Here is a 20,045-nt window from a genome sequence, read left to right as displayed (position 1 = left end):
CCTAGGCTCGGCCTGGTGAGCGTCGTCACGGAGTCCGAACCGCCAGTTGCCAGCCGATTCGACCGATCCGATTGGGCGACGATCGCCTCGATGGGCGCCGTCATCCTCGCGCTGCATGTCTTCGGCTGGGGTGTACTCATCTTCGGCGTCGCACCGCAACACATCACGCTCGGGTCCGCGGGAGTATTCGGGGTCGGAATCGGCGTTACGGCCTACTTGCTTGGGGTCCGGCACGCGTTCGACGCCGACCACATCGCCGTCATCGACAACACCACCCGCAAGCTGGTCGGGGAGGGAACCCGATCGGTGTCCGCGGGCTTCTGGTTCTCGCTCGGCCACTCCAGCGTGGTGTTCGGGCTGGCGTTCCTGTTGGCGATCGGCGTGCGCGCCATCGTAGGTCCGGTGCAGGACGAGGGTTCACCGCTGCTGCAGACGCTGGGCTTGGTCGGCTCCCTGGTCGCGGGCACGTTCCTCATCCTGATCGGGCTTTCGAACCTGTTCGCGGCGGTGGGCATCGCCAAGGTCTTCCGGCGGATGCGCAGCGGTGACTTCGATGAGGCCGAACTGGAACGGCAACTCCAACAGCGTGGGTTCCTTGCCCGTCTTTTCGCCAGGGTCATGCGTCGGGTGAGCAAGCCGTGGCACCTCTATCCGGTCGGGCTCCTCATGGGACTCGGCTTCGACACGGCCACCCAGGTGGCGCTGCTGGTGCTGGCCGCTGGGACGGCGGCGTTCACGTTGCCCTGGTACGCGATCCTTGTGCTGCCCGTGTTGTTCGCCGCCGGTATGAGCCTTTTCGATGCGATCGACGGCGTCTTGATGTCGAGGGCATACGGGTGGGCGTTCCTGCAGCCGATCCGCAAGGTCTACTACAACCTGACCGTGACCGTGCTGTCGGTGGTCGTCGCGCTCGTCATCGGCGTCATCGTGCTGGCAGGCCTTGTGGCCGATCGCCTCGGCGTCGAGTCGGGTCCGGTGGCCGCGATCGGATCGGCGGACCTCGAGTTCGTCGGCTTCATGATCGTCGGGCTCTTCGTCGCCGCATGGTTGATCGCCGTTGCGGTTTGGCGGTTCGGGCAGGTCGAGAAGCGCTGGACTCCAGCGGTCGAGTGAATTCAGTGCCTGCGGGCGGGCGGCCACGGCGGCTCACCGCACAGTGCCAGCAGGGCGTTCTCGATGAGTTCCGGCAGCGCCGGATGAATCCAGTACTGGCCGCGCGCCATGTCCTGGGCGCCCAGTCCGAAACTCATCGCCTGAATGATCGGCTGGATCAGCGATGAGGCCTGATGCCCCATGATGTGCGCGCCGAGAATCAGTCCCGAATCGTCGTCCACGATGATCTTCGCGATCCCGGTGGTGTCCTCCATCGCCCAGCCGTAGGCGACGTCGCCGTAATCCTGCACCTTGGAAACGACGTTGTACCCCTGCGCGCGGGCCTGGTTTTCGGTGAGGCCGACGCAGGCGATCTGCGGATCGGTGAACACCGCCGACGGCACATAGCGGTGATCGGACTTCTTGAGGAGACCGGTGTCGTCCCAGTCCAGCAGCAGGTTCTCCTTGACCACCCTGGCCTCATGGTTGGCGACGTGCTTGAGCTGATAATCCGAGCTCACATCGCCGAGTGCGAAAACGCCTCGCGCAGTGGTCCGTTGGTACTCGTCGACCACTACGGTGCCGTCGCGAACCTCGACTCCGGCGAACTGTGCGTCGAGCTGGTCGCCGTTGGGGATCCGCCCCGTCGCCACCAGCACCGCATCGGCCTGCAAGGTCGCGCCGCTGTCCATCGTCAGGGTGATGCCAGAGTCGTCCTGGCTCGCGCCGACCACATTGCTGTGGTTGTGGATCTCCCATTTCTTCGACGCGATGTCGGTGAACCGCTCGCAGATAGTGTCATCGCAATGCCGAAGTAGCGTGCCGCCGCGGATGACGAGCGAGACGCGCGTGCCCAGCGCCGAGAAGGTGTGGGCGAACTCGGCGGCGACGAACCCGCCACCGACGATGACGAGATGTTTTGGCAACTCGCCGATCCGCATGATGGTGTCGCTGGTGTAGTAGTCGACCCCGCAGTCTCTGATCGCATCGGGTACCGAGATGCGCGAGCCCGCAGCTATCACCACCTGGGCCGCGGTGAACTGCTCGCCGCCATCGGTGCGCAGCGTGTAGCGGCCGTCGGCGGTCGGCTCAGCGAAGCGGGTGTGGGTGTCGTACACGGTGATGTTCGGCGTAGAGCGGCGGTAGTTCTCGCCGCCCATCGCAATCGGGTCGATGCGGCCGAATACACGCGACACGATGTCGCTCCATCGGACGCCGTCGAGCGTCGCGTCGACGCCGAACCGCTCGGCGTCCCGGATGGTTTGGGCCACCTCGGCGGCGTAGACGAACATCTTGGTCGGGATGCAGCCCACGTTGAGGCACGTTCCGCCGAAGGTGCCCTGCTCGCATATCGCGACGCGTTTGTCGGTGTAGCGCTCGTCGAGAATCGAGTTGCCCGAGCCGGTACCGATGATCGCGACGTCGAAATGTTCCATCCGGGTCATCCTTGTTCGGATTGTGTTGTGGCGCCCGCCGATTGTGACCACTTGGCATACCAGTCGAGCCAATTGCTCAGTTCTCGGAAGGCGGCCGCGCGCGGCTCGGCCAAGGACAGGAAGACGTCGTGTTTCGCGTCGACGATGGGTACGACCGTGGTCCGGTTGCCGATGCAGCCCGCCCACCGCGCGATCTGCTTGACGTCGAGGACGGCGTCGCCGCGCGCAATGAGCTCGGGATCGGGTACTTCCCGCACGCTGTGGTCCGAGCGCAGTATCAGGTTCGGCACTCCGACGTCGAGCCCGCGGTGCAGCCGTGCGTGCCCGCGCCTGATCGCGTTGATCCAGCCGAACGTCACCGGGAACCCGCCGACCGGTTTCCAGTTCAGGTCGTAGTCGAACTCGCCGTGGTAGTCGCGATGCAGTGAGGTGCCGTAGCCGCCTGCGGTCGGCGTCCGGGCCACCAGCTTCTTGCGGAAGCGGGATACCGCGCCGATGGCTGCGGTTCCGGCGGTGCGCAGTACCGCCGGGCCCTGTAGGTCCAGCCACGGGCTGTTCAGCACAAGGCCGTTGGCGTGCTTGGCGGCGGTGGCGCCACGGCGCCGCAACCGGTCCAGCCACAGCGACACGATGAGACCGCCCGCCGAGTGCCCGTACAGCAGCACTTTCGCCCCGCCGGTGGCCGAGACGACGATGTCCAGCGCGCGCTCCAGCTCGGTGTCGTAGCGGGCCAGGTCGGTGGTGAAGTGCGGAGTCTGACCCTCCCGCCAGGATCGGCCGCACTTGTGCAGGTCGAGGGCATAGAAGGCGAAGCCACGCTGGAGGAAGTAGTCGGCGACCTCGGTGTGGAAGAAGTAGTCGGTGAACCCGTGCACCACCAATACGGCGTGCCCGGCGGCCGTGTCCTGATCGCCTGCGCGGATCAGGGTGGCCACCAGTTCGCCCTCTCCGTCGGGGTCGAGGCCCAGTGCCAGCGTCTGCTGCCAGTAGCCCGGCAGTACGTCGGGTTCCCAGGCGGTCACGTCAGCTACCTTAACCGCGGCGAGGTGGCCCGGTTTGGGCCGATGCCCGCGGGATAACCTGGGCATCGTGTCCGTGACGGTGCCGCTTCCATGAGCGTTGAGCTATGAGCGTTGCGTTGCGCCGCGCGTGGGCCAAGGATCTCGACACCGCCACGCTCTACGAACTTCTCAAGCTGCGGGTCGAGGTGTTCGTCGTGGAGCAGGCGACGCCCTATCCGGAACTCGATGGCCGCGACCTGCTTGCCGAGACCCGGCACTTCTGGCTGGAGGGCGCTGACGGCGAGGTGATCTGCACGCTGCGGCTGATGGAAGAGCACGTCGGCGGCGGGAAGGGGTTCCGCATCGGGCGGGTCGCCACGTTACGCACGGCGCGTGGACACGGCCACGCGAGTCGGCTGCTGCAGGCGGCGCTGGCCGAAGTGGGAGACTACGCCTGCCGGATCGACGCCCAGACCTATCTGGAAGACATGTACAAACAGCACGGCTTCGTCCGCGACGGCGACGAATTTCTCGACGACGGAATCCCGCACGTGCCGATGCTGCGCGGGCACAGCGAAACCGAGCAGTCGTGACAGCGATCTATCCGTTCAGCGCCATCGTCGGTCACGACCAGCTGCGGCTGGCATTGGTGCTGTGCGCCGTGCGGCCCGAGATCGGCGGCGTGCTGATCCGCGGCGAGAAGGGCACGGCGAAGTCGACGGCCGTCCGCGGCCTTGCCGATGTTCTTTCTGCGGTTGATGCCGATTCGACGCTGGTCGAGTTGCCCATCGGCGCCACCGAGGACAGGGTGGTCGGCTCTCTCGATCTGCAGCGCGTGTTGCGCGACGGCGAGCACGCCTTCTCGCCGGGTCTGCTTGCCCGCGCGCACGGCGGCGTTCTGTACGTCGACGAGGTCAACCTCCTGCACGACCACCTTGTCGACGTGTTGCTCGACGCCGCGGCGATGGGCCGGGTGCACATCGAACGTGACGGCGTCTCGCACAGCCATGAGGCCCGGTTCGTGTTGATCGGCACGATGAACCCCGAAGAGGGCGAGCTGCGTCCGCAGCTGCTGGACAGGTTCGGGCTCACCGTCGACGTGCGCGCGTCGCGCGATGTCGACGTGCGGGCCGACGTCATCCGTGCCCGGATGGCCTTCGAAGCCGACCCGGCCGCTTTCGTCGCCTCATACGCCGAACAGGACGCCGACCTCGCCAGCCGTATCGCCGCGGCTCGCGTAACAGTAGGCGATGTGGTGTTGCCGGACAACGAATTACGGCGCATCGCCGCGTTGTGTGCGGCGTTCGACGTCGACGGGATGCGGGCCGACCTGGTGATCGCGCGCACCGCAGCGGCGCATGCGGCCTGGCGTGGCTCTGACACCGTCGGTGAAGAGGACATCCGGGTGGCCGCCGAGTTGGCGCTTCCGCACCGGCGCAGGCGCGACCCGTTCGACGATCCCGGGCTGGACCCCCAGCAGCTCGATGACGCGATGGCGCAGACGCAGCAGCAGGAAGACGACCCCGATCCCGACTCGGAACCCCCCGGCGGCGGAAGCACGCCGGAAGCCGATTCGGATCACGCCGCACCGCAAGGTAATTCGTCGCAGACACGGCGAAGCTCGGCTCCCTCTCCGGTTTTCCGGACCCGGACACTGGTGGTGCCGGGCGTGGGGGAAGGAGCGCAGGGGCGGCGGTCACGTGCGCGCAATCGCGCCGGGACGACCGTGTCCTCGACAAGGGAACCCGAAGAGGGCCACGGTGTGCATATCTTCGCGACACTGTTGGCGGCTGCGCGTCGGCAGCAGCGACCGGGGCGTCCGCGTCCGGAAGCCGACGACGTCCGCCGCGCGCTTCGGGAAGGCCGCGAAGGGAACCTGGTGATCTTCGTGGTCGACGCGTCGGGTTCGATGGCGGCGCGCGATCGGATGGCGGCGGTCAGCGGCGCGGCGCTGTCGCTGTTGCGCGATGCCTATCAGCGCCGCGACAAGGTCGCGGTGATCACATTCCGTGCGCAGCAGGCCTCGGTGCTGTTGCCGCCGACGTCGTCGGTGCACATCGCCGGGCGCAGGCTGGCGCGGTTCGACACCGGTGGGAAAACGCCTCTGGCGCAGGGGTTGTTGGCGGCTCGTGACGTGGTGGTGCGGGAGAAGGCACGCGACCGCGCGCGGCGCAGCCTGGTGGTGGTACTCACCGACGGGCGGGCAACGGGCGGACCCGACCCGTTGGGCCGGGCCCGGGTCGCCGCGGCGCGGTTGGTTGCCGAGGGCGCGGCCGCCGTCGTCGTCGACTGCGAAACGTCTTACGTGCGGCTGGGGTTGGCGCAACAGTTGGCTGTTGCGCTCGGCGCGCCGTCGGTGCGGCTTTCGCAGCTGCGGGCCGACGCCCTGACGCAGATCGTCGCGACCCAGTCCAGCGCCGCGTAAGAGAGGACTCTTCAGATGCCGCAGGGCCGTCCGCTCGCCGTCCCCGACGACGGCCTGTCGACGCGCGCGCGCCGCAACGCGCCGCTGCTGGCCGTGCACACCGGTGCGGGCAAGGGAAAGTCGACTGCCGCGTTCGGGATGGCGCTGCGGGCCTGGAACCAGGGCTTCGACGTCGCGGTGTTCCAGTTCGTCAAGAGCGCGAAGTGGAAAGTGGGCGAGGAGTCGGCTTTTCGTGAGCTCGGCCGCTGCCACGATGAGCACGGTGTCGGCGGGGCCGTCGAGTGGCACAAGATGGGGGCCGGCTGGTCGTGGTCGCGCAAGGCGGGTACCGAAGTCGACCACGCCGCGGCCGCCGCCGACGGCTGGGCCGAGATCGCGGCGCGGCTCGCGGCGCAGCGGCACGACTTCTATGTGCTCGACGAGTTCACCTACCCGCTGAAGTGGGGCTGGATCGACATCGATGACGTGATCGCCACTCTGACATCGCGACCCGGCACCCAGCATGTCGTGATCACCGGTCGAGACGCCCCTCAGCCGCTGGTGGACGCCGCCGACCTGGTCACCGAGATGACCAAGGTGAAACACCCGATGGATGCCGGCCGCAAGGGCCAGAGGGGCATCGAATGGTGACCCCGGCCGTGGTGATCGCCGCGCCTGCGTCAGGCAGCGGAAAGACCACGGTGGCAACGGGTTTGATAGGTGCCCTGCGGCAGGCGGGGCATCGGGTGGCGCCGTTCAAGGTGGGTCCCGACTACATCGACCCCGGCTATCACGCGCTTGCGGCGGGCAGGCCCGGCCGCAATCTCGACTCGGTGTTGGTCGGTGACGAACTGATCGGTCCGCTGTACCGGCACGGAAGCAACGGCTGCGACATCGCCGTGATCGAGGGCGTGATGGGGTTGTTCGACGGACGCATCGACGGCGCCATGACCGGCCCTGCCGCCGGATCGACGGCACAGGTGGCCGCGCTGCTCGGCGCTCCGGTGATCCTCGTCGTCGACGCCAAGGGGCAGAGCCACAGCATGGCCGCACTGCTGCACGGCTTCTCGACGTTCGACGACTCCACCCGAATTGCCGGGGTGATCCTCAACCGCGTCGGCTCACCGCGCCATGCCGATGTGCTGCGGCAAGCGTGCGAGCACGCAGGCATCCCGGTCCTCGGGGCATTGCCGCGAAGCGACGAATTGACCGTTCCCGCACGGCATCTGGGCCTGGTTACCGCGGTGGAGCATGGTCAGAACGCCCGTGCCGCGGTCGATGCGATGACCGCGCTGGTCGCCGCGCACGTCGACCTGTCCGGCGTCGTTGCCACCGCAGGTGGGCACGTCGCGGCGCGACCGTGGAGTCCCGAGAACGCCGTCGGCGACCGCACAGCCGACCGGGTCACCGTCGCGCTCGCGGCGGGGAAGGCGTTCAGCTTCAGCTACGCCGAACACCCCGAACTGCTCACGGCGGCCGGTGCCGACGTCGTCGAGTTCGACCCGTTGACCGAACAGTTGCCGCCGGACACAGCCGCACTTGTGCTGCCCGGTGGATTCCCCGAGGAATTCAGCACCGAATTGTCCGCCAACGACCGCGTTCGGCATCAGATCGCAGCGCTGGCGGCAGGTGGTGCACCCGTGCACGCCGAGTGCGCGGGCCTGACATATCTGGTCGACGAACTCGACGGGTATCCGATGTGTGGTGTGCTTGCCGGCACGGCACGGTTCACCGACAAGCTCACGCTGGCCTATCGCGACGCCGTGGCCGCCGTCGGCTCGTCGCTGTACAGCGAGGGGGAGCGCGTCGTCGGGCATGAATTCCACCGCACCACAGTGATGTTCACCGACAGCTACCAGCCGGCATGGGTGTATCGCGGCCACGACAAAGCGGCGGTTCGCCACGGCGCCGTATGCGCGGGCGTGCACGCGAGCTATCTGCACACCCATCCGGCGGGTCGGCCCGACGCGGTAACAAACTTCGTCGCGGCCGCCGCAAGTGCTAAGTGAGTCATCGATCCCTCGCTAAGGCAGCGGATTTGGGCTGAGCCAATCCTGCGGCTCACCCCAGCTGGCGCCGGCAAGGAATAGGCCATGGTGGTCAAACGCCGTTGCGATCTGGATCTTCGTTGTGCCCGCGTCGGGCCCCCAGGATGTAAAGCCGACGTCATGGAGGTTGCTTATCTCCCAAATCTCCTCCCACTGGCCACCGGCTTCTCGGTTGAGGAAGGTGAAGGTGAAGAACAGGTCTGGGTTCAGACTCGGTGGCGCACAAAGCGCGAGTGCCCGCGGTCCCGACACACCGGTGACCACGCTCCACCCAGTCCACATCTCGAACGGCTCTTGCGTGTAGGGACGGTTTACGCCATGACCCAGCGAGAAGGTGAGCCAATTCGCGGCGAAGTCGCCCTCGCAGAGTCCGTACGTCCCGAACAGTCCGGGCGAATCGCCCGCGGTCGGGTTCGGCTCGGCCCACAACGGCAACGGTAGTGCCCGGGGCTGCGGCGCGAAAACGCCGCGGCGAGCTAGACCCTGGTGGTGACGCAGCAGCGACTTGGGGGCTGGTTTTCCACTTTCGCAGGCCAGATACAGCTCCAGGGGTGACATCATTGTCGCCGCCGGACTGCGTCCGTGCGACACCCTAGGACTCGTGTACACCACACCGATGTCGGGGTTGTCGTCGCTGTGCGAGAGGTTCACGAGCCGAACTTCCACGCCTGATGCGGTCCTGAACTCGGCCACGATTGCCGGCCTCTTCGTCGAGTAGACGCTTGGCGGTTCATCCTTGGTCAGCCAGCCCTCAACGCTCGCCGAACGGTAAGCAGGAGCCGATCTCGCTTGAGTCGCGCTGACGTTCTTCATGTTCTTGTCCATTCTGTGACGGCGGCCCGGATTGGGCTGCTCTCAGAGATAGGAGCGGCTAAGCCCGACCGGCCGGACACTTTTTCCACCGGCTTTTCGTGACCGTTTCCGATGGCCCGGCGGCAACCTCTAGGCTCGCCGGGTGACCGATAACCCCTACCTCGTCGGCCTGCGCCTGGCGGGCAAGAAGGTCGTGGTTGTCGGCGGCGGCACCGTCGCCCAGCGCCGGCTACCGCTTTTGATCGCCACCGGCGCCGACGTGCACGTCATCTCCAGGTCGGCAACCCCGGCCGTCGAGGCGATGAGCGGAATCACATTGACGCTGAGGCCCTTTCAGGCGGCTGATCTCGACGGCGCGTGGTACGTCATCGCCGCCACCGACGATCCGGACGTCAACGCCACCGTGGTGGACCAGGCCGAGCGCCTTCGGATCTTCTGCGTCCGCGCCGATGCGGGCCGGGAGGGCACCGCGGTAACTCCTGCGACCTTCGAGTACGAGGGCCTCGCGGTCGGTGTGTTGGCGGGCGGCGACCACCGTCGCTCGGCGGCGATCCGGTCGGCGATTCACGAGGCGTTCCAGCAGGGCCTGATCACCGGCGAAGCGCCAGGCGTCGTGCACGGCGGTGTGGCGTTGGTCGGCGGCGGGCCGGGTGACCCCGAGCTGATCACCGTCAGGGGCCGGCGCCTCCTTGCCAACGCCGACGTGGTGGTCGCCGACCGGCTCGCGCCACCGGAACTGCTGGCAGAACTGGCCCCGCACGTCGAGGTGATCGACGCGGCGAAGATTCCATACGGCCGGGCAATGGCCCAGGACGCCATCAACGCCGTCCTCATCGAGCGCGCCAAGGAGGGCAAGTTCGTCGTGCGTCTCAAAGGCGGCGATCCGTTCGTATTCGCGCGCGGCTATGAAGAGGTGATCGCCTGCACCGACGCAGGCATCCCCGTCACTGTCGTGCCGGGTGTGACAAGTGCCATAGCAGTTCCTGCGTTGGCGGGTGTTCCGGTTACCCACCGAGCCATCACGCACGAGTTTGTGGTGGTCAGCGGACATGTTGCGCCAGGGCACCCCGAATCGTTAGTGAATTGGGATGCGCTGGCCGCGATGAGCGGCACGATCGTCTTGCTGATGGCCGTCGAACGGATCGAACAATTCGCCGATGTGCTGCTGAAGGGCGGCCGACCTGCGGAAACGCCGGTGTTGGTGGTTCAGCACGGCACCACGGCCGCACAACGAACGCTGCGTACGACGCTGGGCGACGCGCCAGAGGACATCCGATCGGAGGGTGTGCGACCTCCCGCGATCATCGTGATCGGCCCGGTAGCGGCCTTCGGCAGTTAAAGGGATCTTAAGATTACTGTAAGGTAACCACCTATGACGGCTCTCAACGATGCAGAGCGCGCCGCCATCCGCCGGGACGCAGAAAGCCGCGCGGAACGGGCTATTCCCGAACAGGCAAAGCGCTCTGCCACGGCGAAAACCGGCAGGTCCCCCGAGTGGCTGCCATCGCGCCGCTTCATCGCCGCGGTCATTGCGATCGGCGGCATGCAGCTGCTGGCGACCATGGACAGCACGGTCGCGATCGTCGCGCTTCCGAAGATCCAGGACGAGCTGAGCCTCTCCGACGCGGGCCGCAGCTGGGTCATCACCGCCTATGTGCTGACCTTCGGCGGCCTGATGCTGCTCGGCGGACGACTCGGTGACACCATCGGCCGCAAACGCACTTTCATCGTCGGCGTCGCGCTGTTCACCATCGCATCGATCCTGTGCGGTGTGGCGTGGGACGAGGCCACGCTGGTGATCGCCCGACTGCTGCAGGGCGTCGGCGCCGCGATCGCCTCCCCGACAGGCCTGGCCCTGATCGCCACGACGTTCCCGAAGGGACCGGCGCGTAACGCCGCCACCGCGGTGTTCGCCGCGATGACCGGCGTCGGCTCCGTCATGGGCCTCATCCTCGGTGGCGCGTTGACCGAGGTGTCATGGCGGTTGGCGTTCCTGGTCAACGTTCCGGTCGGCCTTGTGATGATCTACCTGGCCCGCACCACGCTGCGGGAGACCCATAAAGAACGGTTGAAGCTGGACGCCGCCGGGGCGATCCTCGCCACGCTTGGCTGTACCGCGGCGGTCTTCGGGTTCACCCAGGGCCCGGAGAATGGCTGGCTGGAGCCGGTCACCATCGGTTCGCTGAGCGCCGCTGCGGTGTTCCTCATCTCATTCCTGATCGTCGAGCGCACCGCGGAAAACCCCGTCGTTCCGTTCGACCTGTTCAAGGACCGCAACCGGGTGGCCACCTTCGCCGCGGTCTTCCTGGCCGGCGGGGTGATGTTCACCCTGACGGTGCTGATCGGCCTCTACGTGCAGGACATCCTGGGCTACAGCGCGTTACGCGCAGGCATCGGCTTCATCCCGTTCGTGATCGCGCTCGGCATTGGGTTGGCCGTGTCGTCGCAGCTGGTGTCGATGTTCAGCCCTCGGGTGCTGACGATCGCGGGCGGCATCCTGGTGCTCGGCGCCATGATCTACGGGTCGACGCTGCACCTCGGCATCCCATACTTTCCCGATCTGGTGCTACCGATCACCATTGGTGGCTTCGGTATCGGCATGATCGTCGTCCCGCTGACAGTTTCGGCCATCGCGGGCGTCGGCTTCGACCAGATCGGCCCGGTCTCGGCCATCGCGCTGATGCTGCAGAACCTCGGCGGCCCGATCGTGCTGGCGATCGTCCAGGCCGTCATCACATCGCGGACCCTCTACCTGGGCGGCACCACCGGCCCGGTGAAGAACATGGACTCGGTGCAACTGCACGCCCTTGACCAGGGCTACACCTACGGCCTGCTCTGGGTCGCCGCAGTGGCGGTGATCGTCGGCGTTGTCGCGCTGTTCATCGGCTACACCGCCGATCAGGTCGCGCACGCGCAGGAAGTCAAGGACGCGATCGACCACGGAGAGCTGTAGCGATTTCGGCGCGCTCGCGTGCGCTCAGCGTCGATGAGCGCGCCGAAATCACGGCTCTGTAGGCTGGCAGTCCATGTCTGCGGCGGGGGATTCCAGCGAGTCGACGGACCCCTCCCGGCAGCGTCTGACAACGCACGTTCTCGGTATCGCGATCTTCGCGATCACCGGCATGCAGTTGATGGCGACGCTCGACGGCACCATCGTCATCGTCGCGCTGCCACGGCTGCAGGCCGATCTCTACCTCTCTGACGCAGGCAAGAGCTGGGTCATCACCGCCTATGTGCTGACGTTCGGCGGCCTGCTGTTGATCGGCGGCCGGGTCGGCGACGCCATCGGGCACAAGCGCGCGTTCCTGTCCGGCGTCGGCGTGTTCACGATCGCATCGCTGGTGTGCGGCCTGGCCACCGACGGCGTCACCCTGATCATCGCGCGGGCAGTGCAGGGCACCGGCGCGGCCATCGCGGCGCCGACCGGGCTGGCATTGATAGCGACCACCTACGCCGTCGGTCATGCCCGCAATCGCGCGTTCGCGGTATCGGCAGCCATGCAGGCGTCCGGTTCGGTGCTTGGCCTGGTGCTCGGCGGCGCGCTGACCGTCGTGTCGTGGCGGCTGGCATTCCTGATCAACATCCCGATCGGCATCCTCATCATCTGGGTCGCCGTCACCCGGCTGGCCGAGACGCACCATGAGCGACTGAAACTGGACGTCGCCGGTGCGTCGCTGGCGACCCTGGCCTGCACGTCGGCGGTGCTGGTGTTCACGCAGGGCCCGGCCCGTGGCTGGATCGACCCGTGGGTGATCGGTGCAGGCGTGGCGGCCGTGGTTTTCCTTGCCGCGTTCCTGCTCGTCGAACGCACCGCAGAGCACCCCATCGTGCCGTTCTCGGTGTTCGACAACCGCAGCCGCGTCATGACGTTCGTTTCGCTGTTCATGGCGGGCGGGGTGATGCTGACCGCGACCGTGATCATCGGGCTCTACGTCCAGGACGTGATGGGCTATTCGGCGTTGCGAGCCGGGGTGGCCTTCCTGCCGTTCGCCGGGGCGTTCGGGTTGGGCACGCTGCTGGCGACGCGTGCCGCGCCGCACATCGCCCCGCGGTGGCTGATCATCGGATGCGGGACGCTGGTGCTCGCAGCCATGCTGTACGGCTCGACGCTGGACCGATCGATTTCGTACTTCCCCGATTTCGTCGTGCTGATCCTGGTGGGCGGTTTCGGAATCGGCGTGATCTCGGTGGTCCTGCCGCTTTGTGCGGTGGCCGATGTCGGCCCGCGTGAGATCGGGCCGGTGTCGGCCATCCAGTTGATGGTCTACAACCTCGGTGGCCCGTTGGTGCTGGTGGTGATTCAGGCCGTCATCACGTCGCGGACGTTGTACCTGGGCGGCACAACGGGACCGGTCTCCGACATGACGTCCAGCCAGCTCGACGCGCTGGACGCCGGATACACCTACTCGCTGCTGTGGGTCGCCGGAATCGCGGTGGTGGTCGGCGCCGCGGCGCTCGGGATCGGTTTCAGCGCGCGACAGATCGCGGCCGCGCAACACACCCGCGAGGCGTTCGAGGCCGGCGAGCTCGAGGAAGACCTCGAACAAGACGCGGTGTAGAAGTCCGACCTCATAGCCGCGCGCATGTCACACTTTCGGCGTGAGCGTCGGCCGCGTCAAATACGCACGCAACGGCGACATCCGGCTTGCCTATCGGGTGATGGGTGACGGCGACATCCCCGTGGTCTTCATTCCTGGCTGGGTGAGCAATGTCGATCTCTACGCAGATCCGACGACTCTCTATGGCGCGGTGGCGGAGCGGATGTCCCACGGCACCCGTCTGGTGGTGTGGGACAAGCGCGGGACGGGTTTGTCCGATCCAGTGACCGACGTGCCCACCCTGGACGAACGCATGGATGATCTGCGTGCCGTGCTCGACGCCGCCGAAATGGAATCGCCTGCCCTGGTCGGAATGTCCGAAGGCGGCACGATGAGCATCTTGTTCGCCGCTACCTACCCGGAACGTGTGCGCTCTCTCGTTCTGTACGGGACAGCTGCACGTTTCTCACCCGAGCTACCTGATTTTCCATGGGGTGTTAGTCCCGAACAGGCTGACGAGGTTCGTAAGGACATTGAGAACAATTGGGGCGCAGGTGCATTCGCAGAGATGTTCTTCGGGCCGATCGCCGACGTACCCGGGGTCCGCGAGATGCTCGGCAAGGAACAGCGGGCCTCCGCGAGTCCGATGATGGCCCGTCTGCTGTGGGAGGCCGTCCTTCAGATCGATGTTCGCGAGGTGCTCGGCTCTGTCCACACACCGACATTGGTGCTCTCCAGGCGAGGAGATCGCGTCGCCGCCTTTGAGGCATCGGCAGCTCTCGCGTCGGGCATACCCAACGCCGAGCTTCGCGAACTGCCGCCCGGTGAGCACTACGCAATCGACCTGACGGATCTGTTGCCTCGTGCAGTGCTCGAATTCGTCGGCCAGCAGGCCGATGCCGCGCTGACCGAGCGTGTGCTGAGCACCGTCCTGTTCACCGACATCGTCGGCTCGACGGAACTTCTTGCCGCCCACGGCGACGAGCACTGGCGTCGACAGCTTGACGATCACGACCGGCTGGTGGACAGCGTGCTCTCGAGGTACGGCGGCCGCCGCGCCAAGCACACCGGCGACGGGGTCTTCGCATTGTTCGACGGCCCGACGAAGGCGGCGCGGTGCGGCCTCGACCTTGTGCCCGCGCTGGCTACCCACGGCATCCCGATCCGCGCGGGCGTGCACATCGGCGAATGCGAGAAGCGTGGCGACGAGTGGAGCGGGATGGCCGTCCACGTCGGCGCCCGGATCGGCGCGATGGCGGGTGCCGGTGAGGTGCTGACCAGCCGAACGGTGCGTGACCTCTCCGTCGGGTCCGGCCTTGTCTTCGAAGACTTGGGGGCCCACCGCCTTAAGGGACTGCCCGAGGACACCGAGGTTTTCCGCGTCAAGGTCGCCTGAATCGTCGGCCACAAAAGCGCTCACTAAGCTTGCGGGCTGTGATCACCCGCATGTCCGAGCTGTTCCTGCGCACGCTGCGCGACGATCCAGCCGACGCCGAGGTCCCCAGCCATAAACTGCTGATCCGCGCGGGCTACGTCCGCCCGGTCGGACCAGGGCTCTACAGCTGGCTGCCGCTGGGGCTGCGGGTACTACGCAATGTCGAGCGTGTGGTTCGCGACGAGATGAATGCGATTGGCGGGCAGGAGATCCTGTTTCCCGCGCTTTTACCGCGCGGACCGTACGAGACGACGAACCGGTGGACGGAGTACGGCGACGGGGTCTTCCGGCTGAAGGACCGCCGCGACAACGACTATCTTCTCGGGCCTACTCACGAGGAGATGTTCGCGCTGACGGTGAGGGGGGAGTACAGCAGCTACAAGGACTTCCCGGTGCTGCTGTACCAGATTCAGACCAAGTACCGCGACGAGGCGCGGCCGCGGGCCGGCATCCTGCGTGGGCGCGAGTTCGTCATGAAGGACTCCTACTCATTCGATGTCGACGACGATGGTCTCCGGGCCGCCTACCGCCGCCATCGTGACGCCTACCAGCGCATCTTCGACACGCTCGGGGTTCGCTACGTCATCGTCTCGGCCGTGTCGGGTGCGATGGGCGGCAGCGCCTCGGAGGAGTTTCTCGCCGAGAGCGAGGTCGGCGAGGACACGTTTGTGCGCTGTCTGGAGTCCGGCTATGCCGCCAATGTCGAGGCCGTGGTGACTTCGGCGCCCGCCGCGTTGCCCGTCGACGGGCTGGCCGAGGCCAAGGTGTACGACACTCCCGACACCCCGACGATCGCCACGCTGGTGGATTGGGCCAACACCGTCGACCTGGGCCGGGAGATCACCGCCGCCGACACCCTGAAGAACATCCTGCTCAAGACCCGCAAGCCCGGCGGCGAATGGGAGCTGCTGGCCGTCGGCGTGCCGGGTGACCGCGACGTCGACGAGAAGCGGCTCGGTGCCGCGCTGGATCCCGCCGAGTACGCCCTACTCGACGATGCGGACTTCGCAAGGAATCCTTTCCTTGTTAAGGGTTATGTCGGTCCGAAGGCATTGCGGGACAACGGCGTTCGATATCTGGTCGATCCGCGGATCGTGGCAGGCACGTCGTGGATCACCGGGGCCGACGCGCCCAACAAACACGTCGTGGGGCTGGTGATGGGCCGCGACTTCACCGCTGACGGCACCATCGAGGCGGCCGGTGTGCGTGACGGCGATCCGTCGCCGGACGGGGCAGGCCCGCTGGTGTCCGCTCGCGGCATCGAGATCGGCCACATCTTCCAGCTGGGCCGCAAATACACCGACGCGTTCACCGTCGACGTCCTCGGGGAGGACGGAAAACCCATCCGGCCGACCATGGGGTCATACGGCATCGGGGTGTCTCGGCTGGTCGCTGTCATCGCCGAGCAGCATCACGACGACCTCGGGCTGAGTTGGCCGTCGTCGGTGTCGCCGTTCGACGCTCACGTCGTCATCGCCAACAAGGACGAGGCGGCCCGCGCAGGCGCAGGCGAGCTGGCCGCCGAACTGGACCGGCTCGGAATCGAGGTGCTGCTCGACGATCGGAAGGCTTCACCGGGGGTGAAGTTCAAGGACGCCGAACTGCTCGGCATGCCGTGGATCGTGGTGGTCGGCCGCGGCTGGGCCGACGGTGTCGTCGAGCTGCGCAACAGGCGTAGCGGTGAGGCGCGCGAGATCGCCGTCGACGGCGCGGCCGCCAAGATCGCCGCGGCGCTCGCCTCTTAACCGCGAACAGACGCAAAAGTGCCTTCAATCAGCAACTTTGGGGTACTTTTGCGTCTGCTCGCGCGGAAAAGTGACTATTCGTTGCCGCCGGGGAACGGCACGGTGATCGGCCAGACGCCGAGCACCTTGCTCCAGCGCGCAGCCGTGACGGCCGTCTGCGTCAGCGCCGTCACCGCAAAGGCGCGCTGTTGCGTGCTGGTCGCCTGTTCGACCACCGCACGCCACGCCACCGATGAGTCCTCTTCCATCCGCACCGCGAGGTTGGCGGCGTCGGTCGGGTTGTCCACCTGCATCGGCACCTGATACCCGGCGGCGGGTAGCGGCGGGTCCGCCCCGCGGGCCGCCAGCATCTCGATCGCGGCCTCGCGGCGTTCGCGATGCTCCGACATCGCCGCCGCCACCAAATCGTTGTCGTCCGGAGTGGAATGCGCCGACACCAGCCCGTAGCCGTAGATGACCGCGTGCTCGGTGGCCACGGCGTCGAACAGGGCTGCGACGTCGGCGTCGGGCGGCCGGGACGGCCCGGTCGACTCAGCAGAGGTCACGCGAGGGCCACCAGGTAGGCCGCCGCGCAGGACGCGGCGATCGAGCCGAGCAGCCCGGCGCGGTAGCCGGATAGCTGGGCAGCTGTTTGGCCCGCGCTATCTGCGGACCGGCGCAACGCTGCGATGACGTCTTTCGTGGTCGGTGCCGTCGGCTGCTGGGCGCTGGTCGTCGTGGTCGACGACGACGTCGTCGGCTCACCGGTCATCCGGGCGATCTCGCTTGCCAGTGCTTCGGCATGCTTGGACCGCTCGGCCGAGACGGCGGCCAGCGCAGGCCGCATCGCGGGTTTCGCCGCGGTGGCCGCGTCGCTGGCCAGCTGGCTGTCGCCGTGCGCCATATCGAGTTGCGTCATGAGGTCGTCCAGGTCTGGCGGTGGCGGTGGCTTGCCGCATGCGGCGGCGGTGAGGCCCAACGCCGCAAGGGTCGCGGTCCCGAACAGCATGCGCCGCCTGCTGACGACGGGGAGGGCACTCGGCACGACGACATCCTGCCATTGTCGAAATCGGCGCTGTGTATTCGCTGGGCACGGCCGCCAGATTGCGGTTCGCCAGATGTTCACTGGCGTATCGTTGGCCCCGTCGGAACAATTCAACATGAGGAGCTCGCCGTGGCATCGGATCCGCAGCTGCGGGCTGCGAGGTTGCCCTCGCAGCAGCAGGTGATCGAGCTACTCGACGGTGAGTTCGCGCGCGTTGGATACGAAATTGAAGACGTCGTCATCGACGCACGCGCGCGTCCACCGCGCATCACCGTGATTGCCGACGGTGACAATGGGCTCGATCTGGAGGCGATCGCCGCGCTTTCCCGGTCCGCGTCCGACCTGCTGGACACGGTGGATTCGTCGAAGTCCGGTTCGGAATATGTCCTCGAGGTGACCTCACCGGGTGTGGACCGGCCGCTCACCGCCGAGAAGCACTATCGGCGGGCCCGCGGCCGCAAGGTCGAGCTGACGCTGTCCGACGGTTCTGTGCTGACAGGCAGGCTAGGCGAGACCCGCGACGGCGCCGTGTACCTGGTGGTGCCCGAAGGGGCAAGGGGGAATTACTCGGTTCGCGAGCTGCCTCTCAGCGGCATCGCCAAAGCCGTTGTCCAGGTGGAGTTCTCGACTCCGAACCAGCGGGAGCTCGAACTGGCAGGCCAAACGGGTAAGGGGGCGCCGGCATGAATATCGATATGGCCGCACTGCACGCCATCGAGGCCGACAAGGGCATCACGGTCGATGTCGTCGTCGAAACCATCAAGTCGGCGTTGCTCACCGCCTATCGCCACACCGAGGGCCACGAAGCCGACGCGCGCATCGAGATCGACCGCAAGACCGGCGTGGTCCAGGTGCTGGCGCGGGAGACAGACGAAGACGGCAACGTTCTCAACGAATGGGATGACACCCCAGAGGGATTCGGCCGTATCGCGGCCACCACAGCGCGACAGGTCATCCTCCAGAGGTTGCGCGACGCCGAGAACGAGAAGAACTACGGCGAGTTCTCCACCCGCGAGGGCGAGATCGTCGGCGGTGTCATCCAGCGTGACAGTCGCGCCAATGCCCGTGGCCTCGTCGTGGTTCGGATGGGTAGCGAGACGAAGGGCTCGGAGGGCGTCATTCCGTCCGCCGAGCAGGTCCCCGGCGAGAGCTACGAACACGGCGACCGGCTGCGTTGCTACGTCGTCGGCGTCAGCCGCGGTGCCCGCGAACCCCTGATCACCTTGTCGCGCACCCACCCCAACTTGGTTCGGAAACTGTTCTCCCTCGAGGTGCCCGAGATCGCAGACGGCTCCGTCGAGATCGTCGCGGTGGCCCGCGAGGCGGGTCATCGCTCCAAGATCGCGGTCACCTCGCGGGTGCCCGGGCTCAACGCCAAGGGTGCATGCATCGGGCCGATGGGCCAGCGGGTGCGCAACGTGATGAGTGAGCTGTCCGGCGAGAAGATCGACATCATCGACTACGACGAGGACCCGGCCAAGTTCGTCGCCAACGCGCTGTCCCCGGCCAAGGTGGTGTCCGTGCAGGTCATCGATGAGGCCGGGCGTGCGGCTCGGGTGGTGGTCCCCGATTTCCAGCTGTCGCTGGCCATCGGCAAGGAGGGCCAGAACGCCCGGCTGGCGGCCCGGTTGACCGGCTGGCGCATCGACATTCGCAGCGACGCGGCAACTGCGCAGGACAGCCCGTCGAGCCCGGGCGCGACACACGGCGCTGCGCGCGACCGATAGCAGTCTGCAGCCGGTTCGGTCCGCGGGAGCTCAGACGGTAGACTCAGGCGTGATCCAGCGCGAGAATTCGGCAACGCCGCATCGAAGTACGGAAGGACCCGTACGGACGTGCGTCGGCTGCCGGAAGCGAGAGCTGACCGCCGAACTGCTTCGGGTAGTTGCTGTGGGCGGCGGGAATGGCAGTTGTGCCGTGACCGTTGACGCAGCAGGTAACCTGCCTGGGCGGGGTGCTTGGTTGCATCCCGATCAGCAGTGTTTGCACGCAGCAATCCGGCGGCGAGCATTCGCCCGAGCGTTGCGCATCACCGGCTCACCGGAAACGTCCGCGGTGCTGGAGTACTTCGAATCATTCGAAGCGCCCCGGCGCCCGGCTACAGAACAGGCAGCGAAGAACATGAGCACACCGTGAAGTCCAGACGATGACCATGCGTCATAGCTAAACCCGAGGCGCGGCCCTACCACCGCTGTCGCCTCTAAGACAGGAGAGAAGTGGCAGGCAAGGCCCGCGTACACGAGTTGGCTAAGGAACTCGGTGTAACCAGCAAGGAAGTACTCGCCCGACTGAGCGAACAGGGCGAATTCGTTAAATCCGCATCCTCCACAGTGGAGGCCCCCGTCGCGCGCCGACTGCGCGAATCCCTCGGTGGAGCAAAGCCCGCGGCGGAGAAGGCAAAGGCCGACGGTAACGGCGCGCCCGCCAAGGCGGCAGCCGCAAAGGCGCCCGCGCCGGAGAGGGCGCCCTGTCTCTTAGACACTGCTGACGCTGCAGACCAAGGCTGAGG

General features: G+C 66.9%; 18 protein-coding genes and 1 pseudogene. 14 read left to right on the top strand and 5 right to left on the bottom strand.

All coding sequences use genetic code 11. The annotated features are described in order from the left end of the window. Positions 1-15 precede the first annotated feature (15 nt). Positions 16-1,113, top strand: a complete 1,098-nt coding sequence (gene nicT, locus D6M19_RS02945; RefSeq protein WP_123023691.1) for a Nickel transporter NicT — start codon at positions 16-18, stop codon at positions 1,111-1,113. 2 nt (positions 1,114-1,115) lie between these two features. Here the strand turns inward: nicT and mtr are convergent, their stop codons facing one another. Continuing rightward, complete coding sequence (mtr, locus tag D6M19_RS02940; RefSeq protein ID WP_123024097.1) at positions 1,116-2,528, bottom strand: mycothione reductase; 1,413 nt, start codon at positions 2,526-2,528, stop codon at positions 1,116-1,118. Between the two features lie 5 nt (positions 2,529-2,533). Beyond that, complete coding sequence (locus D6M19_RS02935) at positions 2,534-3,550, bottom strand: alpha/beta hydrolase (protein WP_123023690.1); 1,017 nt, start codon at positions 3,548-3,550, stop codon at positions 2,534-2,536. A 104-nt stretch (positions 3,551-3,654) separates the two neighbouring features. Here D6M19_RS02935 and D6M19_RS02930 point away from each other — a divergent pair, with 104 nt between their 5' ends. From D6M19_RS02930 to D6M19_RS02915, 4 genes are read left to right on the top strand one after another with little or no spacing between them, the layout of a single operon-like run. Further along, a complete protein-coding gene (locus D6M19_RS02930; protein WP_123023689.1) occupies positions 3,655-4,122 on the top strand; it encodes a GNAT family N-acetyltransferase in 468 nt (155 codons plus the stop codon). After that, positions 4,119-5,954 (top strand): magnesium chelatase subunit D family protein, encoded by a 1,836-nt coding sequence (locus tag D6M19_RS02925; RefSeq protein ID WP_123023688.1) that lies wholly within the window; start codon positions 4,119-4,121, stop codon positions 5,952-5,954. The genes D6M19_RS02930 and D6M19_RS02925 overlap by 4 nt, the downstream gene beginning before the upstream one ends. 15 nt (positions 5,955-5,969) lie before the next feature. Continuing rightward, positions 5,970-6,584: a cob(I)yrinic acid a,c-diamide adenosyltransferase gene (gene cobO / locus D6M19_RS02920; protein ID WP_123023687.1), complete on the top strand. Its 615-nt coding sequence runs from the start codon at positions 5,970-5,972 to the stop codon at positions 6,582-6,584. Then, a complete protein-coding gene (locus D6M19_RS02915) occupies positions 6,578-7,942 on the top strand; it encodes a cobyrinic acid a,c-diamide synthase CobB (RefSeq protein WP_123023686.1) in 1,365 nt (454 codons plus the stop codon). Before cobO ends, D6M19_RS02915 begins: the two co-directional genes overlap by 7 nt. 15 nt (positions 7,943-7,957) lie before the next feature. Here the strand turns inward: D6M19_RS02915 and D6M19_RS02910 are convergent, their stop codons facing one another. Then, positions 7,958-8,794, bottom strand: a complete 837-nt coding sequence (locus tag D6M19_RS02910; RefSeq protein WP_164478309.1) for a hypothetical protein — start codon at positions 8,792-8,794, stop codon at positions 7,958-7,960. Positions 8,795-8,936: 142 nt separating this feature from the next. On the opposite strand from D6M19_RS02910, the gene cobA reads away from it, so the two are divergent. The 5 genes from cobA to D6M19_RS02885 all read left to right on the top strand — a co-directional run bounded on the left by cobA (position 8,937) and on the right by D6M19_RS02885 (position 16,512). Then, a complete protein-coding gene (gene cobA / locus D6M19_RS02905; protein WP_123023684.1) occupies positions 8,937-10,133 on the top strand; it encodes a uroporphyrinogen-III C-methyltransferase in 1,197 nt (398 codons plus the stop codon). A 33-nt stretch (positions 10,134-10,166) separates the two neighbouring features. Then, entirely contained in the window at positions 10,167-11,747 is a 1,581-nt protein-coding gene (locus D6M19_RS02900) for an MFS transporter (RefSeq protein ID WP_123023683.1), read from the top strand. Positions 11,748-11,916: 169 nt separating this feature from the next. Next, positions 11,917-13,353 carry an MFS transporter gene (locus tag D6M19_RS02895; protein ID WP_234834701.1) on the top strand — a complete coding sequence of 479 codons (1,437 nt, stop codon included), beginning with the start codon at positions 11,917-11,919 and terminating at the stop codon, positions 13,351-13,353. Between the two features lie 40 nt (positions 13,354-13,393). Beyond that, positions 13,394-14,728 (top strand): adenylate/guanylate cyclase domain-containing protein, encoded by a 1,335-nt coding sequence (locus tag D6M19_RS02890; protein WP_123023681.1) that lies wholly within the window; start codon positions 13,394-13,396, stop codon positions 14,726-14,728. Between the two features lie 38 nt (positions 14,729-14,766). After that, positions 14,767-16,512 (top strand): proline--tRNA ligase, encoded by a 1,746-nt coding sequence (locus D6M19_RS02885; RefSeq protein WP_123023680.1) that lies wholly within the window; start codon positions 14,767-14,769, stop codon positions 16,510-16,512. 74 nt (positions 16,513-16,586) lie between these two features. On the opposite strand, the gene D6M19_RS02880 is transcribed toward D6M19_RS02885, so the two are convergent. Beyond that, complete coding sequence (locus D6M19_RS02880; RefSeq protein ID WP_123023679.1) at positions 16,587-17,057, bottom strand: ferritin-like domain-containing protein; 471 nt, start codon at positions 17,055-17,057, stop codon at positions 16,587-16,589. Beyond that, positions 17,054-17,536 carry a hypothetical protein gene (locus tag D6M19_RS02875; RefSeq protein ID WP_327389776.1) on the bottom strand — a complete coding sequence of 161 codons (483 nt, stop codon included), beginning with the start codon at positions 17,534-17,536 and terminating at the stop codon, positions 17,054-17,056. The genes D6M19_RS02880 and D6M19_RS02875 overlap by 4 nt, the downstream gene beginning before the upstream one ends. Positions 17,537-17,665: 129 nt before the next feature. Here D6M19_RS02875 and rimP point away from each other — a divergent pair, with 129 nt between their 5' ends. From rimP to D6M19_RS02855, 4 genes and pseudogenes are all read left to right on the top strand, one after another. Continuing rightward, positions 17,666-18,223: a ribosome maturation factor RimP gene (rimP, locus tag D6M19_RS02870; protein ID WP_123023677.1), complete on the top strand. Its 558-nt coding sequence runs from the start codon at positions 17,666-17,668 to the stop codon at positions 18,221-18,223. Further along, a complete protein-coding gene (gene nusA, locus D6M19_RS02865; RefSeq protein ID WP_123023676.1) occupies positions 18,220-19,263 on the top strand; it encodes a transcription termination factor NusA in 1,044 nt (347 codons plus the stop codon). Before rimP ends, nusA begins: the two co-directional genes overlap by 4 nt. A 49-nt stretch (positions 19,264-19,312) precedes the next feature. Further along, positions 19,313-19,672 (top strand): YlxR family protein, encoded by a 360-nt coding sequence (locus D6M19_RS02860; protein WP_123023675.1) that lies wholly within the window; start codon positions 19,313-19,315, stop codon positions 19,670-19,672. Positions 19,673-19,752: 80 nt separating this feature from the next. Continuing rightward, positions 19,753-20,004, top strand: a pseudogene (locus D6M19_RS02855) (translation initiation factor IF-2 N-terminal domain-containing protein); the annotation flags it as partial. Positions 20,005-20,045 lie beyond the last annotated feature (41 nt).

Origin of the sequence: Mycolicibacterium stellerae, from assembly GCF_003719305.1 — a bacterium.
GTDB classification, from domain to species: domain Bacteria; phylum Actinomycetota; class Actinomycetes; order Mycobacteriales; family Mycobacteriaceae; genus Mycobacterium; species Mycobacterium stellerae.
Note: the sequence above shows the minus strand (reverse complement) of the source record. Positions and strands in the feature narration are given on the sequence as shown.